The sequence below is a fragment of the Bacillus cereus group sp. BfR-BA-01383 genome (assembly GCF_022663495.1).
GTDB classification, from domain to species: domain Bacteria; phylum Bacillota; class Bacilli; order Bacillales; family Bacillaceae_G; genus Bacillus_A; species Bacillus_A cereus_AU.
The window spans coordinates 300,792-327,202 of sequence record NZ_JAKUFP010000002.1 but is presented as its reverse complement, the minus strand read 5'-3'; the positions used below and the strand labels follow the sequence as shown (position 1 = coordinate 327,202).

Below are 26,411 nucleotides of genomic sequence, written 5' to 3'. Positions count from 1 at the left end.
GCCTTGAGGTCCGGTAGCACCCATGTTGCCTTGAACGCCTTGAGGTCCGGTAGCACCCGTGTTACCTTGGACGCCTTGAGGTCCGGTAGCGCCCGTGTTGCCTTGAACCCCCTGAGGTCCAGTGGAACCAGTAGCGCCTGTGTTACCTTGAACACCTTGAGGTCCAGTGGAACCAGTAGCGCCTGTGTTACCTTGAACACCTTGAGGTCCGGTAGGTCCAGTAGGTCCTCTGCCGAACGAAGCTGAATTAACTAGGGTAGTTTGTAATTCGGCTATTAGTTTAAGGAGTTCTTGGAGTGTACACGGGTCAATTCGGAATAGTTTGGTAATGTATAGTAAATAATTAATTAGGTTTTGAAGTTCAATAAATACAGCACTTGCTACGAAGGTCGGATTTTTTAATATAGTTATTAAGTTTTTGATAATGGCGAATGCTTGTGCTTTCAGAGCGGAAGTAGCGTCTAGTGAACAAATGAATTTGCTTAGTAGGTACAATGTATCTATTAGATCTTCTATGTTTTTTGGGGATGGATTGGCGAAAAGTTTAGGTATTATTTTTATTAAATCGTTAATGATTAAGCGGAATGTTCTAATTTGTGCTTTAGTAATTGGTATCGTTGGAGTAGTGGGGATTCGTCCAGCACTAGTTGGAAAGCATGGCTTGGAGTATTTATTTTGATTGTCGTTATAACGAGACATTAAATCTCTCCTTTCTAATGAGAATGTGAACGAAACTCATCATAGTAGATGCAGGAAATGGTTAAATGGTCATAGTAAAATTGATTATTTCGAGAAAAAATAAAAAAACGCCTTATTTTATGGCGTTTTTTTATTTTCAGCGTATTGATAATATCGTTTTAGTGAAATTTTTGATTTGAAGCCAACTAATTTGATGATTTCTTGCTCTGGGATTTGTTTTTTTATTAGGCGTAAAATAAACGTGTTCCGAAAATGTTGTCCAGAAATGCCTTTACGTAAATTTGCTCTTGCTACTTCAAGTCGGATCATTTTTTGAATGGCAATTTCAGTTAATGCCTTTGGTGCGTCATTATCATATACCCATCTGTATGTCCCACGGTTAAAATCGAATGCAACAAAAAAGGGGTCATTACTATGGTATTTAGGGCGAACTGGTTCTGGAATACTTTTATAATATGTGTACAGTTGTTTTTTGTCTTCGGTTGCTAATGTGATTGTTCTTTCTACTCCTGCGATTGCTGGAATAGAAAGTGTATTATTTTCAAAATGAACGTGATGCATAGTTAATGCTGTAAGCTCCTGTAAGGATAGCCCGTAGTCAATTAAGAGACTTAAAATGGCGATGTTACGATCCATTAATAAGGGACGCACAGGACGTTGTTTTTCTGAAAGCCCTTCTAATGAAGTGACTATGTGTTTTAATTTTTTTTCTTCATCAGATGAAATGAAATCTTCGTTACGTAGTGTGCGATCTGGTTGAATGGAAATTTCCATATTCTTTAATGGATTGGGAATGTTAAGAAAATGATGCATTCTATTTAATACAATAAATACACGATGCATTGTTTTCTCAGAGTAGTGTCGATTCTTTTTTAAGTCTGAAAAGTAATCTTCGTAGTCTTTTGTACAAAGTGTTGCCCATATATTACTGGAAGGGAGCTTTTTGTTTTTTTCTAACCAATGTCCGAAATCTTCAATGTCATAAACATAACGTTTAATGGTTGAAGACTTGCGGCCTTTATTCAATAAAAAAATAGAAAAGGCTTGTATTGTATCATGGAATTCCGTTGTTTCCATAGTCCCACCACCTTAATTATTTCTTATATTATAGCAAACTTTTCTGAAAATAGGCATTTGAAAGAGGGACAGGAATAATAATATTTGGTGAGTGGATAAAATGAGGTGATTGTATGGAACAATCGATGCGTAAGAAAAATAACAATCAAATTAATATTGTATTAAATCATCGAAAGAAAATTTCGTTACCGGCATCAGAAAATAAAGCGGTAATTTCAAGTGAAACCACTATTAAACATGAGATGTTGCAAAGAATTGAAGAAGAAATGGGAAAACTTGTTGGGATGGATGAGATAAAAAAGATAATAAAAGAAATTTATGCTTGGATTTATGTGAATAAAAAAAGGCAAGAGATGGGGTTGAAGTCTGGGAAGCAAGTGCTTCACATGTTATTTAAGGGGAATCCCGGTACTGGGAAGACAACCGTTGCGAGAATGATAGGGAAATTATTGTTTGAGATGAATATTTTATCGAAAGGGCATTTAGTTGAAGCTGAACGTGCTGATCTTGTAGGTGAGTATATCGGTCATACAGCACAAAAGACAAGGGATTTAATAAAGAAGGCTATGGGAGGGATTTTATTTATTGATGAGGCGTATTCATTAGCGCGGGGTGGAGAGAAGGATTTTGGGAAGGAAGCTATTGATACACTTGTGAAGCATATGGAAGATAAGCAGCACGGTTTTGTATTAATTTTAGCTGGATATTCAAGAGAGATGAATCATTTTCTTTCATTAAATCCAGGATTACAATCTCGTTTTCCGTTTATTATTGAATTTGCGGATTATTCAGTGAATCAACTGTTGGAAATTGGAAAGAGAATGTATGAAGAGCGTGAATATCAGTTGTCGAAAGAAGCGGAGTGGAAATTTAGAGATCATTTACACGCGGTCAAGTATTCGTCACAAATTACATCGTTTAGTAATGGGCGATACGTACGGAATATTGTTGAAAAATCAATTCGTACACAAGCTATGCGATTGTTACAAGAGGATACGTATGATAAATATGATTTAATTGGGATATCAAGTATGGATTTGATGCTTGAAGAGGAGACGCACAGTACGTAAACTGTGCGTCTGTTTTTGGTGTATAAGTACGTTTACTCTTTTTTCGCTTTTTCTTGGTAAGATTTATGAAAGCGCTCCATTTTAGCGCTTTTTTCGTGTGCTGAATTAGGATCGTGTTCAATTTGGTCTACTGAGCTTTTTTGAGCACCTTTATTAACGTGGTTTGTCATTTGTATTCACCTCACTTTAAAAATTAGTATAAACATTATGTAAAGAAAAACTCGTTAGAAAAGAAAAACCTCTTTACGATATGTAAAGAGGTTAGAGTACTACTTATGCATTGAACGTTCATTTGTATCGATACGTCTATGTGGTAAATGCCATTTGTAATGAATAGAAATCATGCGGAAGCAAACAATTAAAATGAATAAGGTGTATAGAGCCCAATCGCTAACGATAATTTTAGCGCCAATTAAGAAACCTGCTAAAATCGTCCAAAATGCATATACTTCAGCTCGAAGGACCAGAGGTCTTCTACGAGCTAAAAGGTCACGAATAATACCACCACCGATGCCTGTTAAAACTGCAGCTACGATTGTAGCGCTAATTGGTAAATCTAGTTTTTGAGCATAGAGTGCTCCTTGTACAGCGAATGCTGATAAGCCGATGGCGTCCGTGATGTTTTCCCACTTTTTCCAATGTCTAATTAATTTATTTGGAAAAAGAAAAATAATCGTCATTGATAATAGTGCGATTTGGAATAACATGTCTTGCTGCCAAAACGCGACAATTGGATAACCGATTAGTAAATTACGAAGGGCACCTCCCCCAAATGCGGTTGCCATTCCTAAAATATACACCCCGAAAATATCATAATCTTCTTCCATTGCAACAATGGCTCCGCTTAGTGCGAAAGCGATTGTGCCTATGATGCTAAAAATCTCCCATGCCATGAATTTTCTCCCCCGCTAACTAGATGAAATGTGCTTCCTCTGCTATTATATTAGAAGGTTTAAATTTCGAAAAGGATGAGTGAACATATTTGATGGAAGAAAAAGAAAAAGTCATATTAGTTGGCTGTCAATTGTCGCAAGATGATGATGAAAAATTTATGCATTCCATGAAAGAACTTGCATCACTAGCGAAGACTGCTCGAGCGGAAGTGTTAGTATCAACAACGCAAAAACGTCCGAAGTTCCATCCGGCGACTTATATAGGTAAAGGTAAATTAGAAGAGCTTGCAGCTTTAACTGAAGAATTAGAACCAGCTGTTATTATATTTAATAACGAGTTAACACCAAGTCAAATTCGGAATCTATCTTCAGTATTAGATGCAAGAGTAATTGACCGAACGCAATTAATATTAGATATTTTTGCGCAACGTGCGAAATCGAGAGAAGGTAAGCTTCAAGTAGAATTAGCTCAGTTGCAATACACGATGCCGCGCCTTATGGGGCAAGGTTTGTCTTTATCACGTCTTGGTGGTGGAATTGGTACAAGAGGACCGGGAGAGACAAAACTTGAAACGGATCGTCGTCATATTCGATCGCGTATTGATGAAATAAAGAAACAACTGGCGGTTGTGGTGGAACATCGAAAAAGATACCGTGAGAGAAGAAAAGATAATAAAGTATTTCAAGTTTCGTTAATTGGGTATACAAATGCAGGGAAATCTACATTGTTTAATAGATTAACGGAAGCTGATACGTTTGAAGAAAACTTATTGTTTGCAACGTTAGATCCGACAACAAGGAAGATGCCGTTACCTTCTGGTTATACCGTGCTTTTGACTGATACGGTTGGTTTTATACAAGATTTACCTACGTCATTAATCGCTGCTTTTCGTTCGACATTAGAAGAAGCTGGTGAAGCGGATGTTATTTTACACGTTGTTGATTCGGCTGATCCTAATTATGTAGGGCATGAGCAAACGGTAAAGGAATTATTGTCAGACCTTGAAATTAATCATATTCCTATTATTACGTTATATAATAAAAAAGATAAGTTACATCAAAATTTCATTCCGTTTCCCAAGAGTGATTTCTTAATGACTAGTGCTTTTGAAGAACGTGATTTACTGCGTATAAAAGAAGCGTTAGAAATGAAGATGAAGGAAGAAATGGATGATTATCAAGTGGAAATTCCTCCGAGTGAAGGTAGGTTATTAACGCTTTTAAAGACAGAAACACTATTAACCAAAATGGAGTTTCTAGAAGATAAATTTGTATATGATTGTACAGGATATATATTTGCTCATTCATCGCTTAATGGGCAATTAAAGAGATTTTTAGTGGAAGAAGGAGAAAATAAAAATGTTTGATCGTTTGAAAAACGGAGAAAAAATTGCTCCGATCGTAAAAGAAGTAGAAAGTCAAATTACAGAAGTACATAAACGTGCGGATGAAGTAATCGAAAGTAATCAATTTCGTGTATTAGAAAGTTTTCGTAAACATAAAATTAGTGATTCACATTTTATTCCGACGACAGGTTATGGTTATGATGATATTGGTCGTGACACGTTAGAAAAAGTGTATGCTGATGTGTTTGGAGCGGAAGCTGGTCTTGTGCGTCCCCAAATTATTTCAGGTACTCATGCTATTTCTACGGCTTTATTTGGTATTTTGCGCCCTGGTGATGAACTGTTGTACATTACGGGGAAACCATATGATACGTTAGAAGAAATTGTTGGTGTGCGCGGAAAAGGTGTAGGGTCATTTAAAGAATATAATATTGGTTATAACGCAGTACCTCTAACCGAAGAAGGGTCTGTGGATTTTGAGGCTGTGGCAGCTGCGATTCATAGTAACACGAAGATGATTGGTATTCAACGCTCGAAAGGGTATGCTACTCGTCCGTCGTTTACCGTCTCGCAAATTAAAGAAATGATCGCGTTTGTTAAAGAAATTAAGCCCGATGTTGTTGTATTTGTAGATAACTGCTATGGCGAGTTTATTGAAGAACAAGAACCGTGTCATGTTGGTGCGGACTTAATGGCGGGTTCTCTTATTAAAAACCCGGGCGGGGGAATTGTTAAAACTGGTGGTTATATTGTAGGTAAAGAACAGTATGTTGAAGCGTGTGCATATCGTCTAACATCTCCAGGGATTGGTGCGGAAGCAGGGGCATCTTTATATAGTCTACAGGAAATGTATCAAGGATTCTTCTTAGCACCGCATGTTGCGGGGCAAGCGCTAAAAGGTGCGATTTTTACAGCGGCATTCTTAGAGAAATTAGGAATGAACACGTCACCGGCGTGGAATGCGCCAAGAACAGACTTAATTCAATCTGTTCAATTTGATGATAAAGAACGTATGATTGCCTTCTGCCAAGCTATTCAATATGCATCACCGATTAATTCTCATTTCACTCCGTATGCAAACTATATGCCGGGGTATGAAGATGATGTAATCATGGCTGCGGGAACGTTTATTCAAGGTGCAAGTATTGAATTGTCTGCTGATGGCCCGATTCGACCACCTTATGTTGCGTATGTACAAGGTGGATTAACGTATTCGCATGTTAAAATTGCGATTTGTTCTGCAATTGATGAATTGATTGAAAAGAATTTGTTAACAATTTCTTAAAGAGAAGCTGTCGATTTTGACAGCTTTTTTGCGTATGAAAGTATTGATTTATGCCATTAGAAAAAAGAATGAAAAATTTTTAAAAAAATCATGTTAGAAAAACTAACATCTATTGACACTAAACATAACATGATATAAAATGAGAAACAGTTAAGGCGAAGGAGGAACTGAAACGATGAAAGAAGATAGACGTTCTGCCCCGCTGTTTCCTATTGGTATTGTTATGGATTTAACACAATTATCTGCACGTCAAATTCGCTACTATGAAGAGCATAATCTTGTTTCTCCAACCCGTACAAAGGGGAATCGTAGATTATTTTCATTTAACGATGTAGATAAGTTGTTAGAGATTAAAGATTTATTAGATCAAGGCTTGAATATGGCTGGTATTAAGCAAGTGTTACTAATGAAAGAAAATCAAACAGAAGCAGTGAAAGTAAAAGAAGAAACGAAAGAAATTTCAAAAACTGAGCTTCGCAAAATACTTCGAGATGAACTACAACATACAGGTAGATTTAATCGAACTTCATTGCGACAAGGTGACATTTCAAGGTTTTTTCACTAAAGATAACTGATTCTGAAGGTGTTTAGAGGGACTAAGGAGGAATTTATAATGGCTAGGTACACAAGAGAAGATATTTTCCGTTTGGCGAAAGAAGAGAATGTAAAGTATATCCGTTTACAATTTACAGACCTTTTAGGAGTAATTAAAAACGTAGAAATTCCAGTGAGCCAATTAACAAAAGCTCTGGATAACAAAATGATGTTTGATGGATCTTCTATTGAAGGTTTCGTACGTATTGAAGAATCTGATATGTATTTATATCCTGATTTAGATACTTGGGTAATTTTCCCTTGGACAGCTGAAAAAGGTAAAGTAGCTCGTTTGATCTGTGATATTTACACTGCAGATGGTGCTCCATTTGAAGGAGATCCACGTAACAATTTAAAACGTGTATTAAAAGAAATGGAATCTTTAGGATTCACAGATTTCAATCTTGGACCAGAGCCAGAATTCTTCCTATTCAAAGTTGATGAAAAAGGAAATCCAACATTAGAATTAAACGATAACGGTGGATACTTCGACCTTGCGCCGATGGATCTAGGGGAAAACTGTCGTCGTGATATCGTTCTTGAACTTGAAGAAATGGGCTTTGAAATTGAAGCTTCTCACCATGAGGTTGCTCCAGGTCAACACGAAATTGACTTTAAATATGCAAATGCAATTCGCTCATGTGATGACATTCAAACATTCAAACTTGTTGTAAAAACAATTGCTCGTAAACATGGTTTACACGCAACATTTATGCCAAAACCATTATACGGTGTGAACGGTTCAGGTATGCACTGTAACTTATCATTATTTAAAAATGGTGAGAACGTATTCTTCGATCAAAACGGTGACTTACAATTAAGTGATGATGCTCGTCACTTCATCGCAGGTATTTTAAAACATGCACCAGCATTTACAGCGGTAGCAAACCCAACTGTAAACTCGTACAAACGTTTAGTACCTGGATATGAAGCACCTTGTTACGTAGCCTGGTCTGCACAAAACCGTAGCCCATTAGTACGTATCCCTGCATCTCGTGGTATTAGTACACGCGTAGAAGTACGTAGTGTTGATCCAGCTGCAAACCCATATTTAGTAATGGCTACATTATTAGCAGCAGGTCTTGACGGAATTAAAAACAAATTAACTCCACCAGCTGCAGTAGACCGTAACATTTATGTAATGACAAAAGAAGAGCGCGAAGAGGCAGGTATCGTTGACCTACCAGCAACATTAGCGCAAGCGTTAGTTACATTACAATCTAATGAAGTAGTATGTAGTGCACTAGGAGATCATTTACTTGAGCACTTCATCGAAGCGAAAGAGATTGAGTGGGACATCTTTAGAACTCAAGTTCACCAATGGGAACGCGATCAGTATATGTCTCTATACTAAGAGATGATAAAGCCTTGATACTACGGTATCGAGGCTTTTTTATTTGTGGGAAAAATAGGTGCCCGCGAAATGCCCGGAAAAAATCACGGAGATTATTTAAAGCGTTATTGTATTTCTTCAATTTAACGTAGTAAACTTTAAAGTATTTTTCGGTTCGGGAAGAGGTGGTTGAATAAGTATTTAAAATTTGTGCTAGCTATGAGTATATAGAAAAACAATTGTATTGTATGTTTTACTTAATGTTTGATGTTGGAGGTGGGCTTAGTGATAAATTGAAGTGTGAAAATATACTACCTTGCAATAAACAGTACCGAGTGGTATATTATGGATAAATTAGGTACCGTGTATTGAACAGTACTGAAATGAGAAAGGGGGATTGTCCTTGAACGTTCAGTTTAAAAAAGGTGTGTTAGAACTGTGTGTATTGGCACTTGTAAAACGTAAGGATTGTTACGGTTATGAACTTGTTCAGCAAATCTCAAATAAATTTTTAATATCGGAAGGATCAGTATATCCTTTGTTACGTCGTTTAACGAAAGAAGGATATTTTCAAACGTATTTAAAAGAATCTACGGAGGGGCCACCTCGTAAATATTATCGACTAACTGAGCAAGGGGAGACGCAACTGCATTTGTTAGTAACAGAATGGCGTGATTTTGCGAAAGGGGTACAAGAAATTATTGAAGGGGTGAATTGGGATGAATAAAGAACAGTTCCTTAAGGAATTATCGAATCAGCTTAGAAAGTTATCGGAAGAAGAGAGGACAGATATTTTATTTGATTATGAAGAGCATTTTCAATTCGGGGTAGAAGAGGGAAAAACTGAATCGGAAATAATAAAAGGGCTAGGTTCTCCGAAAGCAATTGCGAAAGACTTACTTGCGATGTATCGATTTGATGAGATGAAAAAAGATCCATCGACTTCAAATGTGACAAGAGCTGTTATGGCAGCGATTGGACTTAGTTTGTTTAATTTTATTATTGTGTTAGGCCCGTTAGTTGCAATTATCGCTTTTATATTTTCCTTTTGGGTCGGTGGTATTGCTAGTGTAGTGACACCGTTTTTCGTTATTGTAAAAGTATTTATGGGCACTTTTATATGGTTAGATCTTTTCGTTAGTATGACGTTTGTTGGAGTGGGTTTGTTGTTATGTATTATAGCTTATTATAGTACGAAGTGGTTTAAAAGGTTATGCGTACGTTATGTAATATGGAACTTCAAAATGATAAAAGGGGAGTAGATGATGAAAAAAATATTGTTAGTAGCTATCGCTTGTATCATTGTTGGAGTAATAGGGATTTCACAAACATATAAAAAAGCAGTAGCAAATGTAGAGGAAGGAAACAAGGAAGAGGTTATTAAAAATGAAGCATTAAAAAACGTAGAAGTCGATTTGAATGCTGGAGATGTTATTATCCAAAAATCCCCGGATTCCTCTTTTTATGTAAAGCAAACAGGAGATATACGGAAACAGGAGATTCGTATTGCTGAAGATGGTGACAGATTAAAAATTATAGGGGGAAGAGAAAAGGGTGTTTCGTTTGATTTTTCCTTTTACAATTTCGGATTTCAAACACCTACATTGACTATATTAGTACCTGAACGTTTTTATGAAGAGATAAAAGTAAATTCATCCGCTGGACAAATCGAAATAAGTGATGTGAAAAGTGACCGTGTAAGTGTTGAGACACTTGCTGGAGAAGTAGATTTGAAACATGTAACGGCTAAGAGTGTGGAGGGAACTACAAAAGCTGGTGAGGTGAACTTTAAAAAGGTAATAGGGAAAGTAACAGCGAAAACGGCTAGCGGGGATGTATATATTATGGATCATGATCCTAAGTATGATGTAGAGGCAAGTTCAACCGCTGGAGATATAGATATTACTTTATTGGAAAAACCGCAAGATGCAGTTATTAGTGGGCAAAGCGCTGCCGGAGATGTAACGATTTTTAATGAAGAAAATAAAAATATAACAACTGGTAATGGGAGTAAAAAGATTAGCGGTAAAACAGCTGCTGGAGATGTGACGATTGAAACTCGTTAATAAGAAATAGAATACAAGGAAATCTATCAAAATACAAAAAAGAAGATAATTACCTTATATAAATGAGATAATTATCTTCTTTTATTATTTTTAATGTAAATCACGATATACGCCAATTACTTTTCCGATAACTGACACTTGCTTTAGAATGATAGGTTCTAATGAAGAGTTTTCCGGTTGTAGGCGGAAATGGTCTTTTTCTTTATAGAAGCGTTTAACAGTTGCTTCGTTATCTTCTGTTAAAGCAACTACAATTTCACCGTTGTATGCAGACTGTTGTTGACGAACTACGACTAAATCACCATCAAAGATACCAGCCTCAATCATACTATCTCCAGAAATACGTAACATAAACACTTGATCTGATCCAGAAACGATACTAGCTGGAAGTGGGAAGTGCTCCTCTACGCTTTCGACCGCTGTAATCGGTAATCCAGCAGTAACTTTTCCGATGATTGGAACTTGAATAACAGATTGTGTTTCTGTATCGATTCGGTCTACACCTAAAATTTCAATCGCTCGTGGTTTCGTTGGATCACGTCGAATATATCCTTTTTCTTCTAGTCGTGATAAATGTCCGTGCACTGTAGAACTAGAAGCGAGGCCGACTGCTTGACCGATTTCACGTACGGAAGGTGGATATCCTTTTTCTTGTACTTTTAGCTTAATAAAGTCGAGAATGTCTTGCTGGCGTTTCGTTAACTTTTCCATGTTTTCTAACACCTCGTTTTCTTTCATTTTTCTTATTAATAAGTATAACATGTGAAAAAACATTCTACAAACATAAGTTCGAACAAAAGGCGGATTTATGTTACACTAGAGGTAAAATATAGTGAGAAAGAGGGGTTCAAAATGAATGCAATTATTTATGCACGTGTGAGTACAACAAAAGAAGCGCAGGAAACATCATTATTACGTCAAAAAGATGAATTATTGCATTTAGCTGAGCGCTATCAAATGAATGTTATAAAGGTGATTGAAGAGCAAGCTAGTGGATATACAATTGAACGTGACGGTATATTAGAAGTGTTGGATACGATTCGAGACGAACAAATTGATGTGCTACTTATACAAGATGAAACGCGCCTTGGTAGGGGGAATGCGAAGATTGCATTAATGCACTGTTTACATAAAGAGGGAATAAATGTGTATACACATACTCATAATGGTGAATTACAGCTTTCAGATTCTGATTCGATGGTGTTAGATATAATTGGGATTGTGGAAGAGTATCAAAGAAAGATTCATAACTTGAAAATTAAACGTGGCATGCAACGCGCAGTAGAAAAGGGCTATCGTCCAGAAAATAATTTAAAGAACCGTCATTTAAGCGTAGGCCGAGAGAAAAAAGAGGTGCCAATTGAGGAAATTGTGCGCTTACGCAAAAGTGAACTTACTTTCGAAGAAATTGCGGCAACGCTTCGTGGATTTGGTCATAATGTTTCAAAGGCGACTGTACACCGTAGATATGTAGAGTATACAAAGCAATTGCTTGATAAAGAAGAGTAACTATTGTATGATAATAATCAGTTTTGATTAGAAGGGGGATTCGAGATGATTAATCACGAACTCGTTGAACGCATTAACTTCTTAGCGAAAAAAGCAAAAGCTGAAGGTTTAACTGAAGAAGAACAACGTGAGCGTCAATCGCTACGTGAACAATATTTAAAAGGATTTCGTCAAAATATGTTAAACGAACTTAAAGGAATTAAAGTCGTTAACGAAGAAGGTACAGATGTTACACCGACGAAATTAAAAGCTTTAAAAAAGCAAGATAATGCAAAATTAAATTAAAAGATGGGCGAAGCCCATCTTTTTTATTTATTAAATTCGTTATTTAATAACTTTCCAGTTGTTATTGACTGTTGCTTCTATCTTTTTGTGCTTCAATACATAGTTAGCGATAAGTTCAGACATATCTGTTGGTATGTCTCTTACTACCGGCTTATTTTGAAACATAAAGAAATTCCCTCCGCCGCTTGCGCGATAATTATTCATAACAACGTCATATTCTTCCTCCATATGAAGAGAAGTACCTTTATACTGTAAAGATTCTACTCTTTCACCAATTGGTTTTGAAATGTTCAATACGTACGAAATCCCTTCCCACATATCATAATTATAGTGTGCAGGCTTTGGTTCTATATATGCAGGGTTAACGATTATATTTCCATCTTCATTTAATATGAAATAGGTAGCAGAGAGTTCGAGAGCATCTTTTATATCTGCTCCAGTCACTCGAATAACTTTTAATGTATTTGGATAAATGTAATTAGAAACGATATCCCGCATTGTTACATGTTTTGGAAAACCTGGAGATGCATTATGAAACAAACTTGTACAAGAAATTGAAACGTTAGCTATATCCATTTGAATTGTATTTATAAACTCAATAAAAGGATGGTCTTGCAAACGAGTTTGCATAACATCTGAAATTTGCATGCCCCCATGAATGATTCCGATAGGTTGATCAAGCCATTTTTGTGTATTCTCTTCATAACCAGATACTAAGGAAAGAACAGCTGGATCTGCCTCAATTCCTTGCACCGTCAACAACTCTGAATAACTTTCTTTTTTTACACACGTCTGTTCCATTTTTTCGAAGGTTACGGTTATTTTTCCAACGGAGTGTCCATTACATCCAGTCTGTAAAACTGTTACACCATTATCCGTTGTTTGAGCAATTTCTCGGTGTTGGTGGCCTGTTAGTAAAATATCTATCCCTTCAATTTCATGACACATTGCATATCCTTGATTTTCACCTGTTAAAACTTCAGTAGGTTCTCCAGTTTGTAAATCACGTTCAAATCCCCCGTGATAGGATACGACTAGTAAATCTGGTTTCTCATGTTCACGGATGTAAGAAACCCACTTTTTTGTTGTTTCTAATGCATCTTCAAATCGTAAATCTTTAATGTGATGGGGTTGTTCCCAATTTGGGATGTAATGTGTTGTTACCCCTAAAATAGCAATTTTTATATTTGATTCAATATGTTTTATTTTATATGGTTTCCCGAAATAAGGTTCTTTTCTGTTTTTATCTAAAATGTTTGCTGATAGGTACGGGATATTTGCAGTGGAAATAGCATTATTTAGTACATCCATTCCATAATTAAATTCATGATTACCAATAACTGCAGCATCGTAACGTAAATAGTTGACTAATAAGGACATTGGATTTTTCTTATCTTTTTCGTATGTAGCGTAGTGATAAGTAAATGGTGTTCCTTGTATGAAATCACCGTTATCAATTAAAAGAACGTTTGTATTTTGGAAACGTTCTTTTTTTATAAGAGTAGAAATTTTAGCTAAACCAATTTCTGCTTGCGAGTTATCTTGGTAGTGAATTGGATAAACAGTACCATGTATATCACTCGTTAATAGGATGTTTAAAGTTACAATTTGATTTGGATTCAACATCATTCACCTTTTCTATTGTTATCTTCCAATTAATCATATCAAATATATGAAGAGAATTTTAATGCGAGTGTATAGAATGTGTAAAGATTCTGTAAATAGACAATTATTAGTAAAAATGTGTGATATATTTCTTCATGTTTATGGAAGGTTATTTTATGACAATAAAAAATGGAGGCATTAAAATGTTGAAAAAAGTTTTTGCAATGAGCACAACAGTTGTACTAGCAGCGGGATTATTAAGTGGCTGTGGAACGAAGGAATCAAGTGCAAGTAAAAATGAAGATACGAAAAAAGGATATGTACCAAAGACGTTAAATGTTCAATTTGTTCCTTCTCAAAATGCAGATACGTTAGAAGCTAAGGCAAAACCATTGGAAAAGTTATTAAGTGATAAATTAAACATTCCGGTAAAAGTTAGTATTTCAACGAATTACAATACAATTGTAGAAGCAATGGCATCTAAGCAAGTAGATGTAGGTTTCTTACCTCCAACAGCGTATGTGTTAGCGCATGAGAAAAAGGCTGCAAATGTAATTTTACAGGCACAACGTTTTGGGGTAGAGGATGAAACAGGAGCTCCGACAAAAGATTTAGTGGATTTTTATAAATCTGAGTTTGTTGTTAAGAAAGATTCTAATATTAATAGTGTGAAAGATTTAAAAGGTAAAAAAATTGGTTATCAAGATGTAACATCATCAGCGGGGTATGTATGGCCTGCGGCTGTACTGTTAAAAGAGGGAATTGATCCGTTAAAAGATGTGAAACCTGTTACATTAAAAGGTCACGATCAGGCCCTTATTGCTCTTTTAAATGGTGATGTAGATGCAGCTGTAGTATTCCAAGATGCTCGTAATATTGTAAAAAAAGATTATCCGAATATATTTGATCAAACGAAAATAGTGAAATTCACGGAGAAAATTCCAAATGATACGATTTCTGTACGCTCTGATTTAGATGCAGAGTGGAGTAAGAAATTGCAAGATGCTTTTATCGAAATTGGGAAGAATGAGGAAGGGCGCAAAATCATTAAAGAAGTATACTCGCATGAAGGATATGTTAAATCTGATGATAGTAAATTTGATATCGTTCGTGAATATGGAAAGAAAGTAAAAACGCAATAATACATATGGAAATGGCGACTAACTGGAACGTGAGTGATTTCAGTTAGTTTGCCGTTTTTCAGTTGTTGAGAATACATAGAAGGTAGGTAATAGGTTTGATAGAGTTTCGAAATGTTTCCAAAGTGTATCCAAATGGTACAAAAGGATTGAATAATATAAACTTGAAAATTCGAAAAGGTGAGTTTGTTGTCATGGTCGGGCTATCTGGGGCTGGAAAATCTACACTTCTCAGATCCGTAAATCGCCTTCATGAGATTACAGAAGGAGAAATCATTATTGAAGATGAGTCTATTACTGTTGCAAAAGGAAAAGGATTACGACGCATGCGCCGAGATATTGGAATGATTTTTCAAAGCTTTAACCTTGTGAAGCGATCAACGGTACTAAAGAATGTATTAGCTGGTCGGGTTGGCTATCATTCGACATTGCGTACAACGCTAGGTATGTTTCCGAAAGAAGATTTGGAGCTTGCATTTCAGGCGTTGAAAAGAGTGAATATTTTAGAAAAGGCATATGCACGGGCTGATGAATTATCAGGAGGGCAACAGCAACGTGTATCGATAGCGAGAGCATTGGCGCAAGAAGCGAAAATCATATTGGCTGATGAACCTGTTGCATCGTTAGATCCCCTCACAACAAAGCAAGTAATGGATGATTTGAAAAAAATTAATGAAGATTTTGGAATTACGACAATTGTAAACTTACATTCTATTGATTTAGCTAGACAATATGCTACACGCATTATTGGGTTACATGCGGGGGAAATTGTTTTTGATGGTTTAGTAGAAGAGGCAACGGATGAAAAATTTGCTGAAATTTATGGGAATGTAGCTCAAAAAAGCGAATTATTAGAGGTGGCAGCTAAATGAATGACGTGACGATATATTCGAAATCGATACCGAAGCCACCGAGTAAATTGAAACATATGTTAACGGTTATTCTCGTTATTGTACTGTTGTGGGGCAGTAGTGTGCAGGTGGATGCATCATTTTCAAAACTAGTAGCTGGTTTTCCAAATATGATGGATTTATTGAAGGAAATGGTGCCGCCAGATTGGAGTTATTTTCAAGTTATTACAACAGCAATGTTAGATACAATCCGTATGGCGATTATTGGGACGACTTTAGGAGCGATTTTAGCCGTTCCACTTGCACTATTTGCCGCAAGTAATGTGTTTACTAGCGCATTTTTGTACAGTCCAGCTCGATTGATTTTAAATTTTATACGAACGATACCAGATTTATTATTAGCGGCTATTTTTGTAGCGATTTTTGGGATAGGACCATTACCAGGTATTTTGGCTCTTACATTTTTTTCGGTTGGACTCGTAGCGAAATTATTGTATGAGTCTATTGAATCAATTGACCCAGGTCCATTAGAAGCGATGACAGCTGTAGGAGCGAATAAGGTGCAATGGATTGTTTATGGGGTAATTCCGCAAGTAAAAGCGCACTTTGTCTCCTATGTACTCTATACATTTGAGGTGAATGTACGTGCAGCAGCTGTTCTAGGTTTAGTAGGAGCAGGTGGCATTGGGTTGTATTATGATCGTACACTTGGATTTTTACAATACCAACAAACGGCTTCTATTATTATTTATACACTTGTTGTTGTATTGCTAATTGATTATATAAGTACATTGTTGCGGGAGAAATTATAATGAGTAAAACGACGATAATCGTGCAAAAACCGAAGAAACCAAGTGTATATCGCTGGTTTATTTTTATAGCACTTACAGTTATCTATGTATGGGCCTTTTCAGGAGTACCACTAGAGGGAATAAAGGATACAGCAGGTGAAATTACAAAAGCAATTATGACAGGGGTATTGAACCCTGATTGGTCGTATGTCTCTTTGCCAGATGGTGAAGATTTATTACATGGTTTAATTGATACGTTAGCAATTGCGATATTAGGTACATTTATCTCTGCCTTTTTATCTGTACCATTTGCATTTTGGGCAGCAACAAATATGAGTACAGGAAAATTGACTTCTGGAACAGGAAAATTTGTACTAAGTTTTGTCCGTACATTTCCTGAATTAGTTATGGCTCTTTTATTTATAAAAGCTGTTGGTCCAGGATCTTTTGCAGGAGTACTAGCTTTAGGGTTACATTCTATTGGAATGCTAGGGAAACTATATTCGGAAGGAATTGAAAATATAGATAAGGGACCGACAGAAGCGTTGATAGCAACAGGAGCGAATCGTTTTCAAATACTGTGGCATGCAGTATTACCACAAGTATTACCAGATTTTTTGTCATATACGTTATATAGGTTTGAAATTAATGTACGCTCCGCTTCAATTTTAGGAGTTATTGGAGCAGGCGGAATTGGTACACCCTTAATTTTTGCACTAAGTTCACGAAATTGGTCGCGTGTGGGAATTATTTTATTAGGCATCATTTTCATGGTAATTATAATTGACTTTATTTCAAGTTCGATTCGGAAGAAACTCGTATAAATTATTTTAGAAGCACCCATAGAAGGTGCTTCTTTTATATAATAAGAGTAATTAATATGTAAATCATTGAATAACAGGGAGGGGGAGGGATACCTTGGCTTTACAGCATGAATTTGTATTTGTTTCATATGAAAAAAAGGTTTGGATCTTAAAGGTGTGAATTGGATTGAAGATTGTTTTTTGTATAAAGAAGAGGCCACGATAGATGAGTGTGTTGTATTAAGTGATGAAATCATCGTATAGCTATTAGATTTTATCCATTGGATTCCAGTCTATCATCCAGCAAAAAGAGCAGAAGGATTTGGAATTCATTATTATGGTATTACAAAAATTGAACACAAAGGGCAGTGGTAGCAGAACAGTTATTTGGTTTGTTAGTTAGTATGTTTTCTCTAGCGCCAGAAACAATTGAACTGACGGGACGGTTTCAATGGGAAAATGATAATAATACTGATGGGGAATATGAGAGATATGTAATTAATCGAGATAAATTATGCCGGGAATTAGAATTTTTTATTCGATTGCTTCGAAGAGTGAAAAAAGGGGAAGGATATATTTTGCATTATGGAATTTGAAAATGATGAATAAATATGCAGATAATTCTCTTTCTTTCTAAAATAAAAATAATAAAAAAGTATGTCATATTGAATGCCCATACATTCCCGAAATCATTGGTTTTTTTATGGGGAATCAAAAAAACATCAACATATTTGTCGATACATGTTGTATAATCTTGCGTGGGAAGCTATCATATAAATGTATAAAACGTTTACTAACATACGCGAAGGGAAGAATAGCATGTCACATTCAATCGAACAACTTTCTATCAACACGATTCGCACATTATCCATTGATGCGATTGAAAAAGCAAACTCTGGTCACCCAGGAATGCCAATGGGTGCAGCACCAATGGCTTATACATTATGGACTCAATTTATGAAACACAATCCAAATAACCCAACGTGGTTTAACCGCGATCGTTTCGTATTATCTGCAGGTCATGGTTCAATGTTATTATACAGCCTACTTCACCTATCTGGTTATGATGTAACAATGGATGACTTAAAGAACTTCCGTCAATGGGGAAGCAAAACTCCAGGACATCCTGAGTACGGTCATACAGCAGGTGTAGACGCAACTACTGGTCCACTTGGACAAGGTATTGCAACTGCTGTAGGTATGGCAATGGCTGAAAGACATTTAGCGGCTAAATACAACCGTGATGCGTATAATGTAGTAAATCATCATACATACGCTATTTGTGGTGATGGAGATTTAATGGAAGGCGTTTCTGCTGAAGCATCTTCATTAGCTGCTCATTTACAATTAGGTCGTCTTGTTGTGCTTTACGATTCAAACGATATTTCATTAGATGGCGATTTAAATCGTTCATTCTCTGAAAGCGTAGAAGATCGTTACAAAGCATACGGATGGCAAGTAATCCGTGTTGAGGATGGAAACGATATCGCAGCAATCGCAAAAGCAATTGAAGAGGCGAAAGCTGACGAAAAACGCCCAACGCTAATTGAAGTAAGAACGACAATTGGTTTCGGTTCTCCAAACAAATCAGGAAAATCAGCTTCACACGGTTCTCCACTTGGTGTAGACGAAACAAAATTAACGAAAGAAGCATACGCTTGGACTGCTGAACAAGACTTCCATGTAGCAGAAGAAGTATATGACAACTTCCGTAAAACAGTACAAGATGTTGGTGAAACGACGCAAGCTGCGTGGAACACAATGTTAGGTGAATATGCACAAGCATATCCAGAATTAGCAAATGAACTGCAAGCAGCAATGAACGGTCAACTTCCAGAAGGTTGGGAGCAAAACTTACCAACTTATGAATTAGGATCTAAAGCAGCAACACGTAATTCTTCTGGTGCTGTAATTAATGCAATTGCAGAGTCTGTACCATCATTCTTCGGTGGATCTGCTGACCTTGCTGGTTCTAACAAAACATATATGAATAACGAACAAGACTTTACAAGAGATGATTACAGCGGTAAAAACATTTGGTACGGTGTACGTGAGTTCGCAATGGGTGCAGCAATGAACGGTATCGCACTTCATGGCGGTTTAAAAACTTACGGTGGTACGTTCTTCGTATTCTCTGACTACTTACGTCCAGCAATTCGTCTTGCAGCATTAATGCAATTGCCAGTAACGTATGTATTCACACACGACAGCATTGCTGTTGGTGAAGATGGTCCAACACATGAACCAGTTGAGCAATTAGCAGCGCTTCGTGCAATGCCAAACGTTTCTGTTATTCGTCCAGCTGACGGTAACGAATCTGTTGCAGCTTGGAGATTAGCTCTAGAATCTACAAAAACACCAACTGCACTAGTATTAACTCGTCAAGATCTTCCAACATTAGAAGGTGCAAAAGACGATACGTATGAAAAAGTAGCAAAAGGTGCGTATGTAGTTTCTGCAAGCAAGAAAGAAACTGCTGATGTAATCCTAATTGCAACTGGATCTGAAGTAAGCTTAGCAATTGAAGCGCAAAAAGCTCTAGCAGCAGACGGCGTTGATGCAGCTGTTGTTAGTATGCCATCTATGGATCGCTTTGAAGCTCAAACTGCTGAGTACAAAGAATCTGTATTACCAAAAGCAGTAACGAAACGTTTCGCAATTGAAATGGGTGCTACAATCGGATGGCACCGTTACGTAGGTCTTGATGGAGATGTATTAGGTATCGATACATTCGGTGCTTCTGCTCCTGGTGAGAAAATTATGGAAGAGTATGGATTTACTGTAGAGAACGTTGTTCGTAAAGTAAAAGAAATGCTTTAATGATTTTAGAAAAATCTCTCCAGCATGGGGAGATTTTTCTATGTAATTGAGTTTTTTCGACAGAAAAAGTTTTTTCTCTCTCCGCAGTCAGACAATCATTGCAAATTTTCTTTTATATAATGTAGGGAAAAGGTTGTCCAGATCGGGAGGGGAAGAATGAAAACGTATGAATTGTATTTAATTCAAGAGGATATTGCGAAAGCTTACTTTGGTCGTGAATATTTGTTTTTTGATTTATTTGCTCGATTTTCAGAATCTGGGCCTCTTTCGGAGAAAAAAGTGTTATATAAACAAATGATGTATATAACGATGCCATTACAAGTAATGAAAATTCATCATAAATTAGAACAAGCTTTGCGCGTTCTTGGTAAATATGATAGAACGCATCATACACATACACTGTATACAGGATCTGAATACGGCGAAATAATGGTGAAACCACACTATATTCGCATGAATACCTCTGGAAATGTATCCATGGAAACAACTTTCTTTGAGGTGTTAAGAAAGTGTGAATTAACATTTTTAGCTATGGATTATGAAAACAAAAAGTACGGTTGGTTAAATCCTCTCAAACAAGTACGAACATATGTGTAAAAAATGTCGAATTGTATCTTGTCTTATTGAAAAGGTTTTAGTACACTGTAAGGTAGACAACATGAAGGAGGAAAATATATGCCAATTTGGTTAGGTGTTCTAGTGGGCGTATTAGCACTAGTAGCAGGCGTGGCGTTAGGATTTTTCATTGCCCGCAAATACATGATGAATTACTTACAAAAAAATCCACCAATTAACGAACAAATGTTAAAAATGATGATGATGCAAATGGGACAAAAACCTTCCCAAAAGAAAATCAATCAAATGATGAGCGCGATGAACAAGCAACAAACAAAATAAGCGCTAAAAGACACTCGCTAAGAGTGTCTTTTCTTTTTTTATGTTGCAAGTTTTGAACCTTTTAAAAATTCTGTATTTTTGGTAAACTAAAAACATCGCTCATTTTATGGAAGGAGGAGAAAAATGAAGGTATTTATTAATTTAGCGTGGTTTTTTAAACAAGAAAAACGAGCGTACATAATCGGAATTATTATGTTATTTGGTGTCGCGCTTCTTGAACTTGTAGCCCCGAAAGTACTAGGTATTGTAGTAGATGAAATTAATAATGGAACATTAACATCTGAAAAATTGTTGAAGTGGGTAATTCTGTTAGTAGTTGTAGGGATTACTATGTACATATTACGTTATTTATGGCGTATTATGATTTTTGGATCTTCGTTAAAACTAGCCCGTCAATTACGAAAAAATTTATATGAACATTTTACAAAGATGAGCCCATCTTTTTATCAATCACGTCGTACGGGTGATTTGATGGCGCATGCGACCAATGATATTCAGGCAATTCAGCAAACTGCTGGATCGGGTGTTTTAACACTAGTTGATTCATTAGCTGTTGGAGGGTGTGTACTCGTAGCGATGGGTTTTACAATTAGCTGGAAGTTAACATTGTTAAGCTTAATTCCTATGCCAATTGTAGCGATTTCGACAAATTATTATGGAACGTTATTACATAAAAGGTTTCATAAAGCGCAGCAATCGTTTTCGGAAATCAATGATAAAGTACAAGAAAGTATGAGTGGAATGAAGGTCATTCGCTCGCTTGGACAAGAGAAAGAAGATTTGCAAGCGTTTCGAAAAAAATCAGAAGATGTCGTACATAAAAATATGTTAGTTGCACGTATCGACTCGTTATTCGATCCGACGATTTCTCTTATTGTCGGATTTTCCTTTTTAATCGCAATTTGTTACGGATCATTATTAGTCGTACGGGGGGAATTAACTGTAGGGGAATTGGTAACATTTACAACATACTTAGGGACTCTTGTGTGGCCAATGCTAGCCTTTGGATGGTTGTTTAATATTATGGAGCGTGGACGTGCTTCGTATGATCGTGTGGAGAAAATACTTTCACAAACTTCAGATGTAGTGAATAAAGAAAATGCTATACATACTATAGCAAGTGGTGATGTTTCGTTCGCTGTTGATTCGTTTTCTTATAAAAAGAATGAACTATTAAACTTAAACGATATTTACTTTAATTTAAGAAAAGGTGAAACGTTAGGAATTGTGGGACGTACTGGTGCAGGGAAGACGACGTTGTTAAAATGTTTAATTCGAGAGTATGATCACTTTAATGGTGAATTAAAAGTTGGGGAGCGGGATATTCGAGATTTAACACTTCACGGTGTGCGTTCTGCCATTTCATACGTCCCGCAAGATCACTTTTTATTTTCAGCGAGTATTGGGGAGAACATTGCTTTTGGAAAGACCGATGCTACATATAAAGAAATTAGTCGGGCTGCTGAGATTGCTTGTATTCATAATGATATATTTCAATTTCCAGAAGGGTATGACACGGTAGTTGGTGAGAGGGGTGTTTCGCTATCAGGAGGTCAAAAACAGAGGATTTCCATTGCACGTGCATTATTAACGAATGCTGAAATTTTAATTTTGGATGACTGTTTATCAGCGGTGGATGCCAAAACAGAAGAGACGATTTTAACTGCATTGAAACGAGAAAGGGCAGAGAAAACGACGATTATTACTGCACACCGATTAAGTGCCATTCAGCATGCAAATCTTATTCTTGTTATTGATGAAGGGAAGGTTATGCAGCGAGGAACACATGAACAACTAATGAACGAAAATGGTTGGTATAAAGAAATGTATGAAAGCCAGCAGTTAGAGGCGTTGGTAGAGAAAGGAAGCGTATGATGGCTGAGAAAAAGCGGAGTGATTTAAGGAGATTGCTTTCTTATATGCGACCATATAAAGGGTTATTAGCGTTAGCATTTTTATTTCTAGTTGGTGCAACTGTAACTGAAATGATGGGTCCTTTTTTAATTAAACAATTTCTTGATGAACACTTAGTACCACGTAACTTTGAACAATCAGCACTTGTTACTCTATTTGTAGTGTATATTATTGCTCACTTATTAAAAGTATTATTTACGTATTTAGACTTATTGTACTTTCAAAATATCGCTTTTAAGATTGTTCAAGATATGCGAGTTGAAGTGTATGAACATGTTCAAAAATTGTCATTAAGTTTCTTTGATCGTACGCCGATTGGTACACTTGTATCTCGTATAACGAATGATACGGAAGCGATTAAGGATTTTTATGTTAGTGTACTATCAACATTCGTGAAAAATGTAGTCTTTTTAGTAGGGATTTTAGTAGCGATGTTTTTATTAGATGTAAAATTAGCATTATTTTCTCTCATATTAATTCCAATTATGTTTGCGATTATGGTGCTGTATCGCCGGAAAAGTGCCGCTTTTTATTTAGAGGTACGTAATCAACTGAGTGTATTAAATGCAAAGTTAAATGAGTCCATTCAAGGAATGAATATTGTTCAAGTGTTCCGGCAAGAAAAGCGGATGAGAAAAGAGTTTGAAGAAGTGAACAACAAGCATTATAGTGCTGGACGTCGTACATTGAAATTAGATGCATTACTTTTACGTCCAGCAACAGATCTTGTTCATATTGTAGCAATTGCGTTAGTTCTTGGTTTATTTGGAATTGATGCTTTAAAGAGTCCTGTTGAAGTAGGGGTTTTATATGCGTTCGTTAACTATATTCATCGTTTCTTCCAGCCAGTAAATGAGATGATGATGAAACTATCTTTCTTCCAACAAGCGCTTGTTTCATCATCGCGTGTATTTCATTTAATGGATGATAAAGATTTAGCTCCTGTTCAAATGGGGAGTGAAAATCCACGAGTAGTTAACGGGGAAATTCAGTTTAAAGATGTTACTTTTTCATATGATGGAAAGCGTGACGTTTTAAAAAATGTATCTTTTCACGTAAAGCCAGGGCAAACGGTTGCTTTCGTTGGACACACTGGTAGTGGTAAGAGTACAATTATGAATTTATTAATGAGATTCTACAATATTAAATCAGGTAATATTGTAATAGACGGAGTGGGTTTAGAGAAGTTTGAAGAACAAGAAATTCGAAAGAAAATTGGTCTTGTGCTGCAGGATGCATTTTTATTTGCTGGAAATGTAAAGCAAAACATTCGTATGTATAATGAAGAGATAACGGATGAAGAGATAGAAGAAGCAGCGCGATTTGTGCAAGCGAATACGTTTATTGAAAAATTACCAGAGAAATATGATACAGAAGTAGTCGAAAGAGGAGCTGCGTTTTCTAGTGGTCAAAGGCAATTAATTGCTTTTGCTAGAACGATAGCAACTAATCCGAAAGTATTAGTGTTAGATGAAGCGACGGCAAATATTGATACAGAAACAGAGGAGGCTATCCAAACGGCATTGCAGCAAATGCGAAAAGGTAGAACAACGATAGCGATTGCACACAGATTGTCTACAATCCAAGATGCGGATCAAATATTTGTTATGCATGAAGGGGAAATTATAGAAAGAGGAACACATCAAGAGTTACTTAGTAAACAAGGACTTTACTACAATATGTACTTACTACAAAATAAGGGAAGCTTACAAAAGGCCTTGTAATTACGGGGCCTTTTTTATTAAAAACACATAATTTTTACAAAATACATATTGATAACATAGTATAATATAATTGATATATGTTTGGAAATAATCGAAAATGAAATAAAGGAGTCATTATATGGATTATGTGCTAATAGGTGTGATTTTACTATTATTAGCTGCCGTATTCGTGCTGTTCTATAAAAATAAACAGTTAGAATCAGAGAGTCAGCAAGTAGAGTTTGAAAAGAAGCAAGCAATTGAAACGTATGAAAACGAAATTGCAGCTACGGTTACAGAGCATAAAGAACAACAAAATACGTTGAAAAATATGGAACAGAAAAAATACAATGATTTACAAGTAAGTGCAAATAGAGAACTTGAAAATATGCGTATGATGAAAAATCAATTAGCTATGCAGCATAGTAAAGAACGTAGTGAAATGCAAGATAAACATAGTAACGAAATACATATGTTTCAAAAGTTAATTGTAGATTTACGAGAGTATACTAAAAATGGCGCTGAAGTGAACACACACGAAACATTACATTATATGAAGCGAGGTTTTATAGAGCAAGGAATAATACTAGATAATGAATTTCATATTATGCCGAATGTTTTTATTAGAAATAAGCGCGGAGGAAACGATTTTCGAATTCATCATCTCATTTTATGTAAAACTGGTATTTATCTACTTGAGACGAAAAAGTGGACAGGGAAATTAATTCATGGTGTAACCAAAGAAAATGCTAGTATATATTCATTTATGATTGATGAAATTGGTAAGTATCAACAAGAAGTTGAGAAAGAAGAGACGTTTGAATACATTACAGGTGAAGATTCATTAACGATACAAGTGAAAAATGAAGGGAATCCAGTATATAGAGCGAAGAAACTATCTCACATTCTATACAATTTTTTGAAAGAAATGCAAGTTGATATTGTAAAAGAAAACGTAAAACCGATTGTATATTTTTATAATGAGAGTGGAAAAGAAGCGCTAGATCTTTCTGAAGAAAAAACGCCGAGATTAAAAGATAGAGAGCAAATTGTAACGTTCTTCAGAAATGAAATCTTAACAGGGAAAGTAATATATACAGATCAAGAATTAGAAAAACTTCGAGAAATCATTAGCCGGATGAATTATATAATGAATTAAAAAGGGGGGCTTTCTGAGCGCTATGTTGCGGGGTATTTTGTATGTGTATTTTTGTTTGTATATAGTAATGTATCTTGCGTTTATTTTCATTATTGATATAGTTCATGTGTCATTAAGTGTAAAGAGTGTTTTTGTAGTAGTCGTACCATTTATTTTATTAGTCATGATTCAAAAGTTCGTCTTACATGTTTCTGTAAATCGTAATAAAGAAAAGAAGCAAATGCTAGGTGTAATGATAGTAGGTTGCATTCTATTGTTAGTGTGCACAGGGCAATTAAGTATGAATAAATACACTTCAAAGTTTAATCAAGATCGGTGGTTAAATGCTGAAGAGAAACGGGTACATATGGTAGATGATCTATTACAAAAATATAAATTAATAGGGAAATCAAATGAAGAAATTACACAATTGTTAGGAACTCCTACTGAAACGAGAAATGAGGAAGAAGGGGTTATCACTTCGTACTATCTTGGAGCAGAACGTGGCTTCATTCCAATAGATAGTGAACAGCTTGTTTTACAATTTGATAGAGATGGTAGAGTTTTGAAATATAAGGTACAAAGAGATTAAA

At 36.0% G+C, this 26,411-nt stretch carries 27 protein-coding genes and 1 pseudogene; 22 read left to right on the top strand and 6 right to left on the bottom strand.

The annotated features are described in order from the left end of the window. Positions 1-699 (bottom strand): collagen-like repeat preface domain-containing protein (locus tag MR065_RS03880; protein WP_242212566.1); only part of this gene is annotated, 699 nt, incomplete at its 3' end. Positions 700-816: 117 nt separating this feature from the next. Continuing rightward, on the bottom strand, positions 817-1,776 hold the full coding sequence (locus MR065_RS03875; protein ID WP_242212565.1) for a tyrosine-type recombinase/integrase: 960 nt from the start codon (positions 1,774-1,776) through the stop codon (positions 817-819). Between the two features lie 113 nt (positions 1,777-1,889). On the opposite strand from MR065_RS03875, the gene spoVK reads away from it, so the two are divergent. Beyond that, a complete protein-coding gene (gene spoVK / locus MR065_RS03870) occupies positions 1,890-2,846 on the top strand; it encodes a stage V sporulation protein K (RefSeq protein WP_242212564.1) in 957 nt (318 codons plus the stop codon). Positions 2,847-2,878: 32 nt separating this feature from the next. Here spoVK and MR065_RS03865 read toward each other — a convergent pair whose 3' ends face one another. Further along, entirely contained in the window at positions 2,879-3,016 is a 138-nt protein-coding gene (locus MR065_RS03865; protein ID WP_176535408.1) for a hypothetical protein, read from the bottom strand. Positions 3,017-3,115: 99 nt separating this feature from the next. Continuing rightward, complete coding sequence (locus tag MR065_RS03860; RefSeq protein ID WP_097902860.1) at positions 3,116-3,739, bottom strand: trimeric intracellular cation channel family protein; 624 nt, start codon at positions 3,737-3,739, stop codon at positions 3,116-3,118. Positions 3,740-3,831: 92 nt separating this feature from the next. Between MR065_RS03860 and hflX the strand changes: the two genes are divergently transcribed. From hflX to MR065_RS03825, 7 genes are all read left to right on the top strand, one after another. After that, positions 3,832-5,106, top strand: a complete 1,275-nt coding sequence (hflX, locus tag MR065_RS03855; RefSeq protein WP_242212570.1) for a GTPase HflX — start codon at positions 3,832-3,834, stop codon at positions 5,104-5,106. Next, positions 5,099-6,370, top strand: coding sequence for a methionine gamma-lyase family protein (locus MR065_RS03850; protein WP_098266958.1), 1,272 nt, complete (start codon positions 5,099-5,101; stop codon positions 6,368-6,370). The genes hflX and MR065_RS03850 overlap by 8 nt, the downstream gene beginning before the upstream one ends. A gap of 175 nt (positions 6,371-6,545) precedes the next feature. Then, the gene (gene glnR, locus MR065_RS03845; protein WP_000656783.1) at positions 6,546-6,935 is read left to right on the top strand and encodes a transcriptional repressor GlnR; all 390 of its coding nucleotides are present in this window, start codon (positions 6,546-6,548) and stop codon (positions 6,933-6,935) included. A 48-nt stretch (positions 6,936-6,983) separates the two neighbouring features. Beyond that, positions 6,984-8,318 carry a type I glutamate--ammonia ligase gene (gene glnA, locus MR065_RS03840; protein ID WP_242212563.1) on the top strand — a complete coding sequence of 445 codons (1,335 nt, stop codon included), beginning with the start codon at positions 6,984-6,986 and terminating at the stop codon, positions 8,316-8,318. Positions 8,319-8,700: 382 nt separating this feature from the next. Next, positions 8,701-9,024 carry a PadR family transcriptional regulator gene (locus MR065_RS03835; RefSeq protein WP_242212562.1) on the top strand — a complete coding sequence of 108 codons (324 nt, stop codon included), beginning with the start codon at positions 8,701-8,703 and terminating at the stop codon, positions 9,022-9,024. Next, positions 9,017-9,559, top strand: a complete 543-nt coding sequence (locus tag MR065_RS03830) for a DUF1700 domain-containing protein (RefSeq protein ID WP_242212561.1) — start codon at positions 9,017-9,019, stop codon at positions 9,557-9,559. Before MR065_RS03835 ends, MR065_RS03830 begins: the two co-directional genes overlap by 8 nt. Next, complete coding sequence (locus MR065_RS03825; RefSeq protein ID WP_242212560.1) at positions 9,560-10,363, top strand: DUF4097 family beta strand repeat-containing protein; 804 nt, start codon at positions 9,560-9,562, stop codon at positions 10,361-10,363. Positions 10,364-10,453: 90 nt separating this feature from the next. Here MR065_RS03825 and lexA read toward each other — a convergent pair whose 3' ends face one another. Further along, positions 10,454-11,074 carry a transcriptional repressor LexA gene (lexA, locus tag MR065_RS03820; protein WP_242212559.1) on the bottom strand — a complete coding sequence of 207 codons (621 nt, stop codon included), beginning with the start codon at positions 11,072-11,074 and terminating at the stop codon, positions 10,454-10,456. Between the two features lie 141 nt (positions 11,075-11,215). On the opposite strand from lexA, the gene MR065_RS03815 reads away from it, so the two are divergent. Both MR065_RS03815 and MR065_RS03810 read left to right on the top strand, forming a co-directional pair. Next, the gene (locus tag MR065_RS03815) at positions 11,216-11,872 is read left to right on the top strand and encodes a YneB family resolvase-like protein (protein WP_097902832.1); all 657 of its coding nucleotides are present in this window, start codon (positions 11,216-11,218) and stop codon (positions 11,870-11,872) included. 45 nt (positions 11,873-11,917) lie between these two features. Then, complete coding sequence (locus MR065_RS03810; RefSeq protein WP_000607015.1) at positions 11,918-12,157, top strand: DUF896 domain-containing protein; 240 nt, start codon at positions 11,918-11,920, stop codon at positions 12,155-12,157. Between the two features lie 39 nt (positions 12,158-12,196). On the opposite strand, the gene MR065_RS03805 is transcribed toward MR065_RS03810, so the two are convergent. Then, positions 12,197-13,780, bottom strand: a complete 1,584-nt coding sequence (locus MR065_RS03805) for a bifunctional metallophosphatase/5'-nucleotidase (RefSeq protein WP_242212558.1) — start codon at positions 13,778-13,780, stop codon at positions 12,197-12,199. Between the two features lie 185 nt (positions 13,781-13,965). On the opposite strand from MR065_RS03805, the gene MR065_RS03800 reads away from it, so the two are divergent. The 12 genes and pseudogenes from MR065_RS03800 to MR065_RS03750 all read left to right on the top strand — a co-directional run bounded on the left by MR065_RS03800 (position 13,966) and on the right by MR065_RS03750 (position 26,410). Further along, the gene (locus MR065_RS03800) at positions 13,966-14,904 is read left to right on the top strand and encodes a phosphate/phosphite/phosphonate ABC transporter substrate-binding protein (RefSeq protein WP_097902830.1); all 939 of its coding nucleotides are present in this window, start codon (positions 13,966-13,968) and stop codon (positions 14,902-14,904) included. A 95-nt stretch (positions 14,905-14,999) separates the two neighbouring features. Beyond that, positions 15,000-15,773 carry a phosphonate ABC transporter ATP-binding protein gene (gene phnC, locus MR065_RS03795; RefSeq protein ID WP_242212557.1) on the top strand — a complete coding sequence of 258 codons (774 nt, stop codon included), beginning with the start codon at positions 15,000-15,002 and terminating at the stop codon, positions 15,771-15,773. Then, positions 15,770-16,564: a phosphonate ABC transporter, permease protein PhnE gene (gene phnE, locus MR065_RS03790; protein ID WP_098266991.1), complete on the top strand. Its 795-nt coding sequence runs from the start codon at positions 15,770-15,772 to the stop codon at positions 16,562-16,564. Before phnC ends, phnE (MR065_RS03790) begins: the two co-directional genes overlap by 4 nt. Next, the gene (phnE, locus tag MR065_RS03785) at positions 16,564-17,367 is read left to right on the top strand and encodes a phosphonate ABC transporter, permease protein PhnE (RefSeq protein ID WP_242212556.1); all 804 of its coding nucleotides are present in this window, start codon (positions 16,564-16,566) and stop codon (positions 17,365-17,367) included. The genes phnE (MR065_RS03790) and phnE (MR065_RS03785) overlap by 1 nt, the downstream gene beginning before the upstream one ends. A gap of 94 nt (positions 17,368-17,461) precedes the next feature. Continuing rightward, a pseudogene (locus MR065_RS27560) lies at positions 17,462-17,942 on the top strand (coproporphyrinogen III oxidase). Between the two features lie 223 nt (positions 17,943-18,165). Continuing rightward, complete coding sequence (gene tkt / locus MR065_RS03780) at positions 18,166-20,166, top strand: transketolase (RefSeq protein WP_242212555.1); 2,001 nt, start codon at positions 18,166-18,168, stop codon at positions 20,164-20,166. A gap of 156 nt (positions 20,167-20,322) precedes the next feature. Continuing rightward, positions 20,323-20,763, top strand: coding sequence for a sporulation inhibitor of replication protein SirA (sirA, locus tag MR065_RS03775; RefSeq protein ID WP_242212554.1), 441 nt, complete (start codon positions 20,323-20,325; stop codon positions 20,761-20,763). A 78-nt stretch (positions 20,764-20,841) separates the two neighbouring features. Further along, the gene (locus MR065_RS03770; RefSeq protein ID WP_242212553.1) at positions 20,842-21,063 is read left to right on the top strand and encodes a YneF family protein; all 222 of its coding nucleotides are present in this window, start codon (positions 20,842-20,844) and stop codon (positions 21,061-21,063) included. Positions 21,064-21,186: 123 nt separating this feature from the next. Continuing rightward, positions 21,187-22,938, top strand: a complete 1,752-nt coding sequence (locus tag MR065_RS03765) for an ABC transporter transmembrane domain-containing protein (RefSeq protein WP_242212552.1) — start codon at positions 21,187-21,189, stop codon at positions 22,936-22,938. Further along, positions 22,938-24,701, top strand: coding sequence for an ABC transporter ATP-binding protein (locus tag MR065_RS03760; RefSeq protein WP_242212551.1), 1,764 nt, complete (start codon positions 22,938-22,940; stop codon positions 24,699-24,701). Before MR065_RS03765 ends, MR065_RS03760 begins: the two co-directional genes overlap by 1 nt. A gap of 118 nt (positions 24,702-24,819) precedes the next feature. Next, positions 24,820-25,839, top strand: a complete 1,020-nt coding sequence (locus tag MR065_RS03755; protein ID WP_242212550.1) for a nuclease-related domain-containing protein — start codon at positions 24,820-24,822, stop codon at positions 25,837-25,839. A 22-nt stretch (positions 25,840-25,861) separates the two neighbouring features. Then, positions 25,862-26,410 carry a hypothetical protein gene (locus MR065_RS03750; RefSeq protein ID WP_242212549.1) on the top strand — a complete coding sequence of 183 codons (549 nt, stop codon included), beginning with the start codon at positions 25,862-25,864 and terminating at the stop codon, positions 26,408-26,410. The last annotated feature ends 1 nt before the right edge of the window (position 26,411 follow it).

What these genes read in the sequence shown, in the direction of transcription:
- MR065_RS03800 (WP_097902830.1), top strand. Translation starts at nt 13,966, where the DNA reads ATGTTGAAAAAAGTTTTTGCAATGAGCACAACAGTTGTACTAGCAGCG.
- lexA (WP_242212559.1), bottom strand. Translation starts at nt 11,074, where the DNA reads ATGGAAAAGTTAACGAAACGCCAGCAAGACATTCTCGACTTTATTAAG.
- MR065_RS03750 (WP_242212549.1), top strand. Translation starts at nt 25,862, where the DNA reads ATGTTGCGGGGTATTTTGTATGTGTATTTTTGTTTGTATATAGTAATG.
- MR065_RS03765 (WP_242212552.1), top strand. Translation starts at nt 21,187, where the DNA reads ATGAAGGTATTTATTAATTTAGCGTGGTTTTTTAAACAAGAAAAACGA.
- spoVK (WP_242212564.1), top strand. Translation starts at nt 1,890, where the DNA reads ATGGAACAATCGATGCGTAAGAAAAATAACAATCAAATTAATATTGTA.
- tkt (WP_242212555.1), top strand. Translation starts at nt 18,166, where the DNA reads ATGTCACATTCAATCGAACAACTTTCTATCAACACGATTCGCACATTA.
- phnE (WP_098266991.1), top strand. Translation starts at nt 15,770, where the DNA reads ATGAATGACGTGACGATATATTCGAAATCGATACCGAAGCCACCGAGT.
- MR065_RS03850 (WP_098266958.1), top strand. Translation starts at nt 5,099, where the DNA reads ATGTTTGATCGTTTGAAAAACGGAGAAAAAATTGCTCCGATCGTAAAA.
- MR065_RS03830 (WP_242212561.1), top strand. Translation starts at nt 9,017, where the DNA reads ATGAATAAAGAACAGTTCCTTAAGGAATTATCGAATCAGCTTAGAAAG.
- MR065_RS03815 (WP_097902832.1), top strand. Translation starts at nt 11,216, where the DNA reads ATGAATGCAATTATTTATGCACGTGTGAGTACAACAAAAGAAGCGCAG.
- sirA (WP_242212554.1), top strand. Translation starts at nt 20,323, where the DNA reads ATGAAAACGTATGAATTGTATTTAATTCAAGAGGATATTGCGAAAGCT.
- MR065_RS03860 (WP_097902860.1), bottom strand. Translation starts at nt 3,739, where the DNA reads ATGGCATGGGAGATTTTTAGCATCATAGGCACAATCGCTTTCGCACTA.
- MR065_RS03865 (WP_176535408.1), bottom strand. Translation starts at nt 3,016, where the DNA reads ATGACAAACCACGTTAATAAAGGTGCTCAAAAAAGCTCAGTAGACCAA.
- MR065_RS03810 (WP_000607015.1), top strand. Translation starts at nt 11,918, where the DNA reads ATGATTAATCACGAACTCGTTGAACGCATTAACTTCTTAGCGAAAAAA.
- MR065_RS03755 (WP_242212550.1), top strand. Translation starts at nt 24,820, where the DNA reads ATGGATTATGTGCTAATAGGTGTGATTTTACTATTATTAGCTGCCGTA.
- phnE (WP_242212556.1), top strand. Translation starts at nt 16,564, where the DNA reads ATGAGTAAAACGACGATAATCGTGCAAAAACCGAAGAAACCAAGTGTA.
- glnA (WP_242212563.1), top strand. Translation starts at nt 6,984, where the DNA reads ATGGCTAGGTACACAAGAGAAGATATTTTCCGTTTGGCGAAAGAAGAG.
- glnR (WP_000656783.1), top strand. Translation starts at nt 6,546, where the DNA reads ATGAAAGAAGATAGACGTTCTGCCCCGCTGTTTCCTATTGGTATTGTT.
- hflX (WP_242212570.1), top strand. Translation starts at nt 3,832, where the DNA reads ATGGAAGAAAAAGAAAAAGTCATATTAGTTGGCTGTCAATTGTCGCAA.
- MR065_RS03875 (WP_242212565.1), bottom strand. Translation starts at nt 1,776, where the DNA reads ATGGAAACAACGGAATTCCATGATACAATACAAGCCTTTTCTATTTTT.
- MR065_RS03825 (WP_242212560.1), top strand. Translation starts at nt 9,560, where the DNA reads ATGATGAAAAAAATATTGTTAGTAGCTATCGCTTGTATCATTGTTGGA.
- MR065_RS03760 (WP_242212551.1), top strand. Translation starts at nt 22,938, where the DNA reads ATGGCTGAGAAAAAGCGGAGTGATTTAAGGAGATTGCTTTCTTATATG.
- MR065_RS03770 (WP_242212553.1), top strand. Translation starts at nt 20,842, where the DNA reads ATGCCAATTTGGTTAGGTGTTCTAGTGGGCGTATTAGCACTAGTAGCA.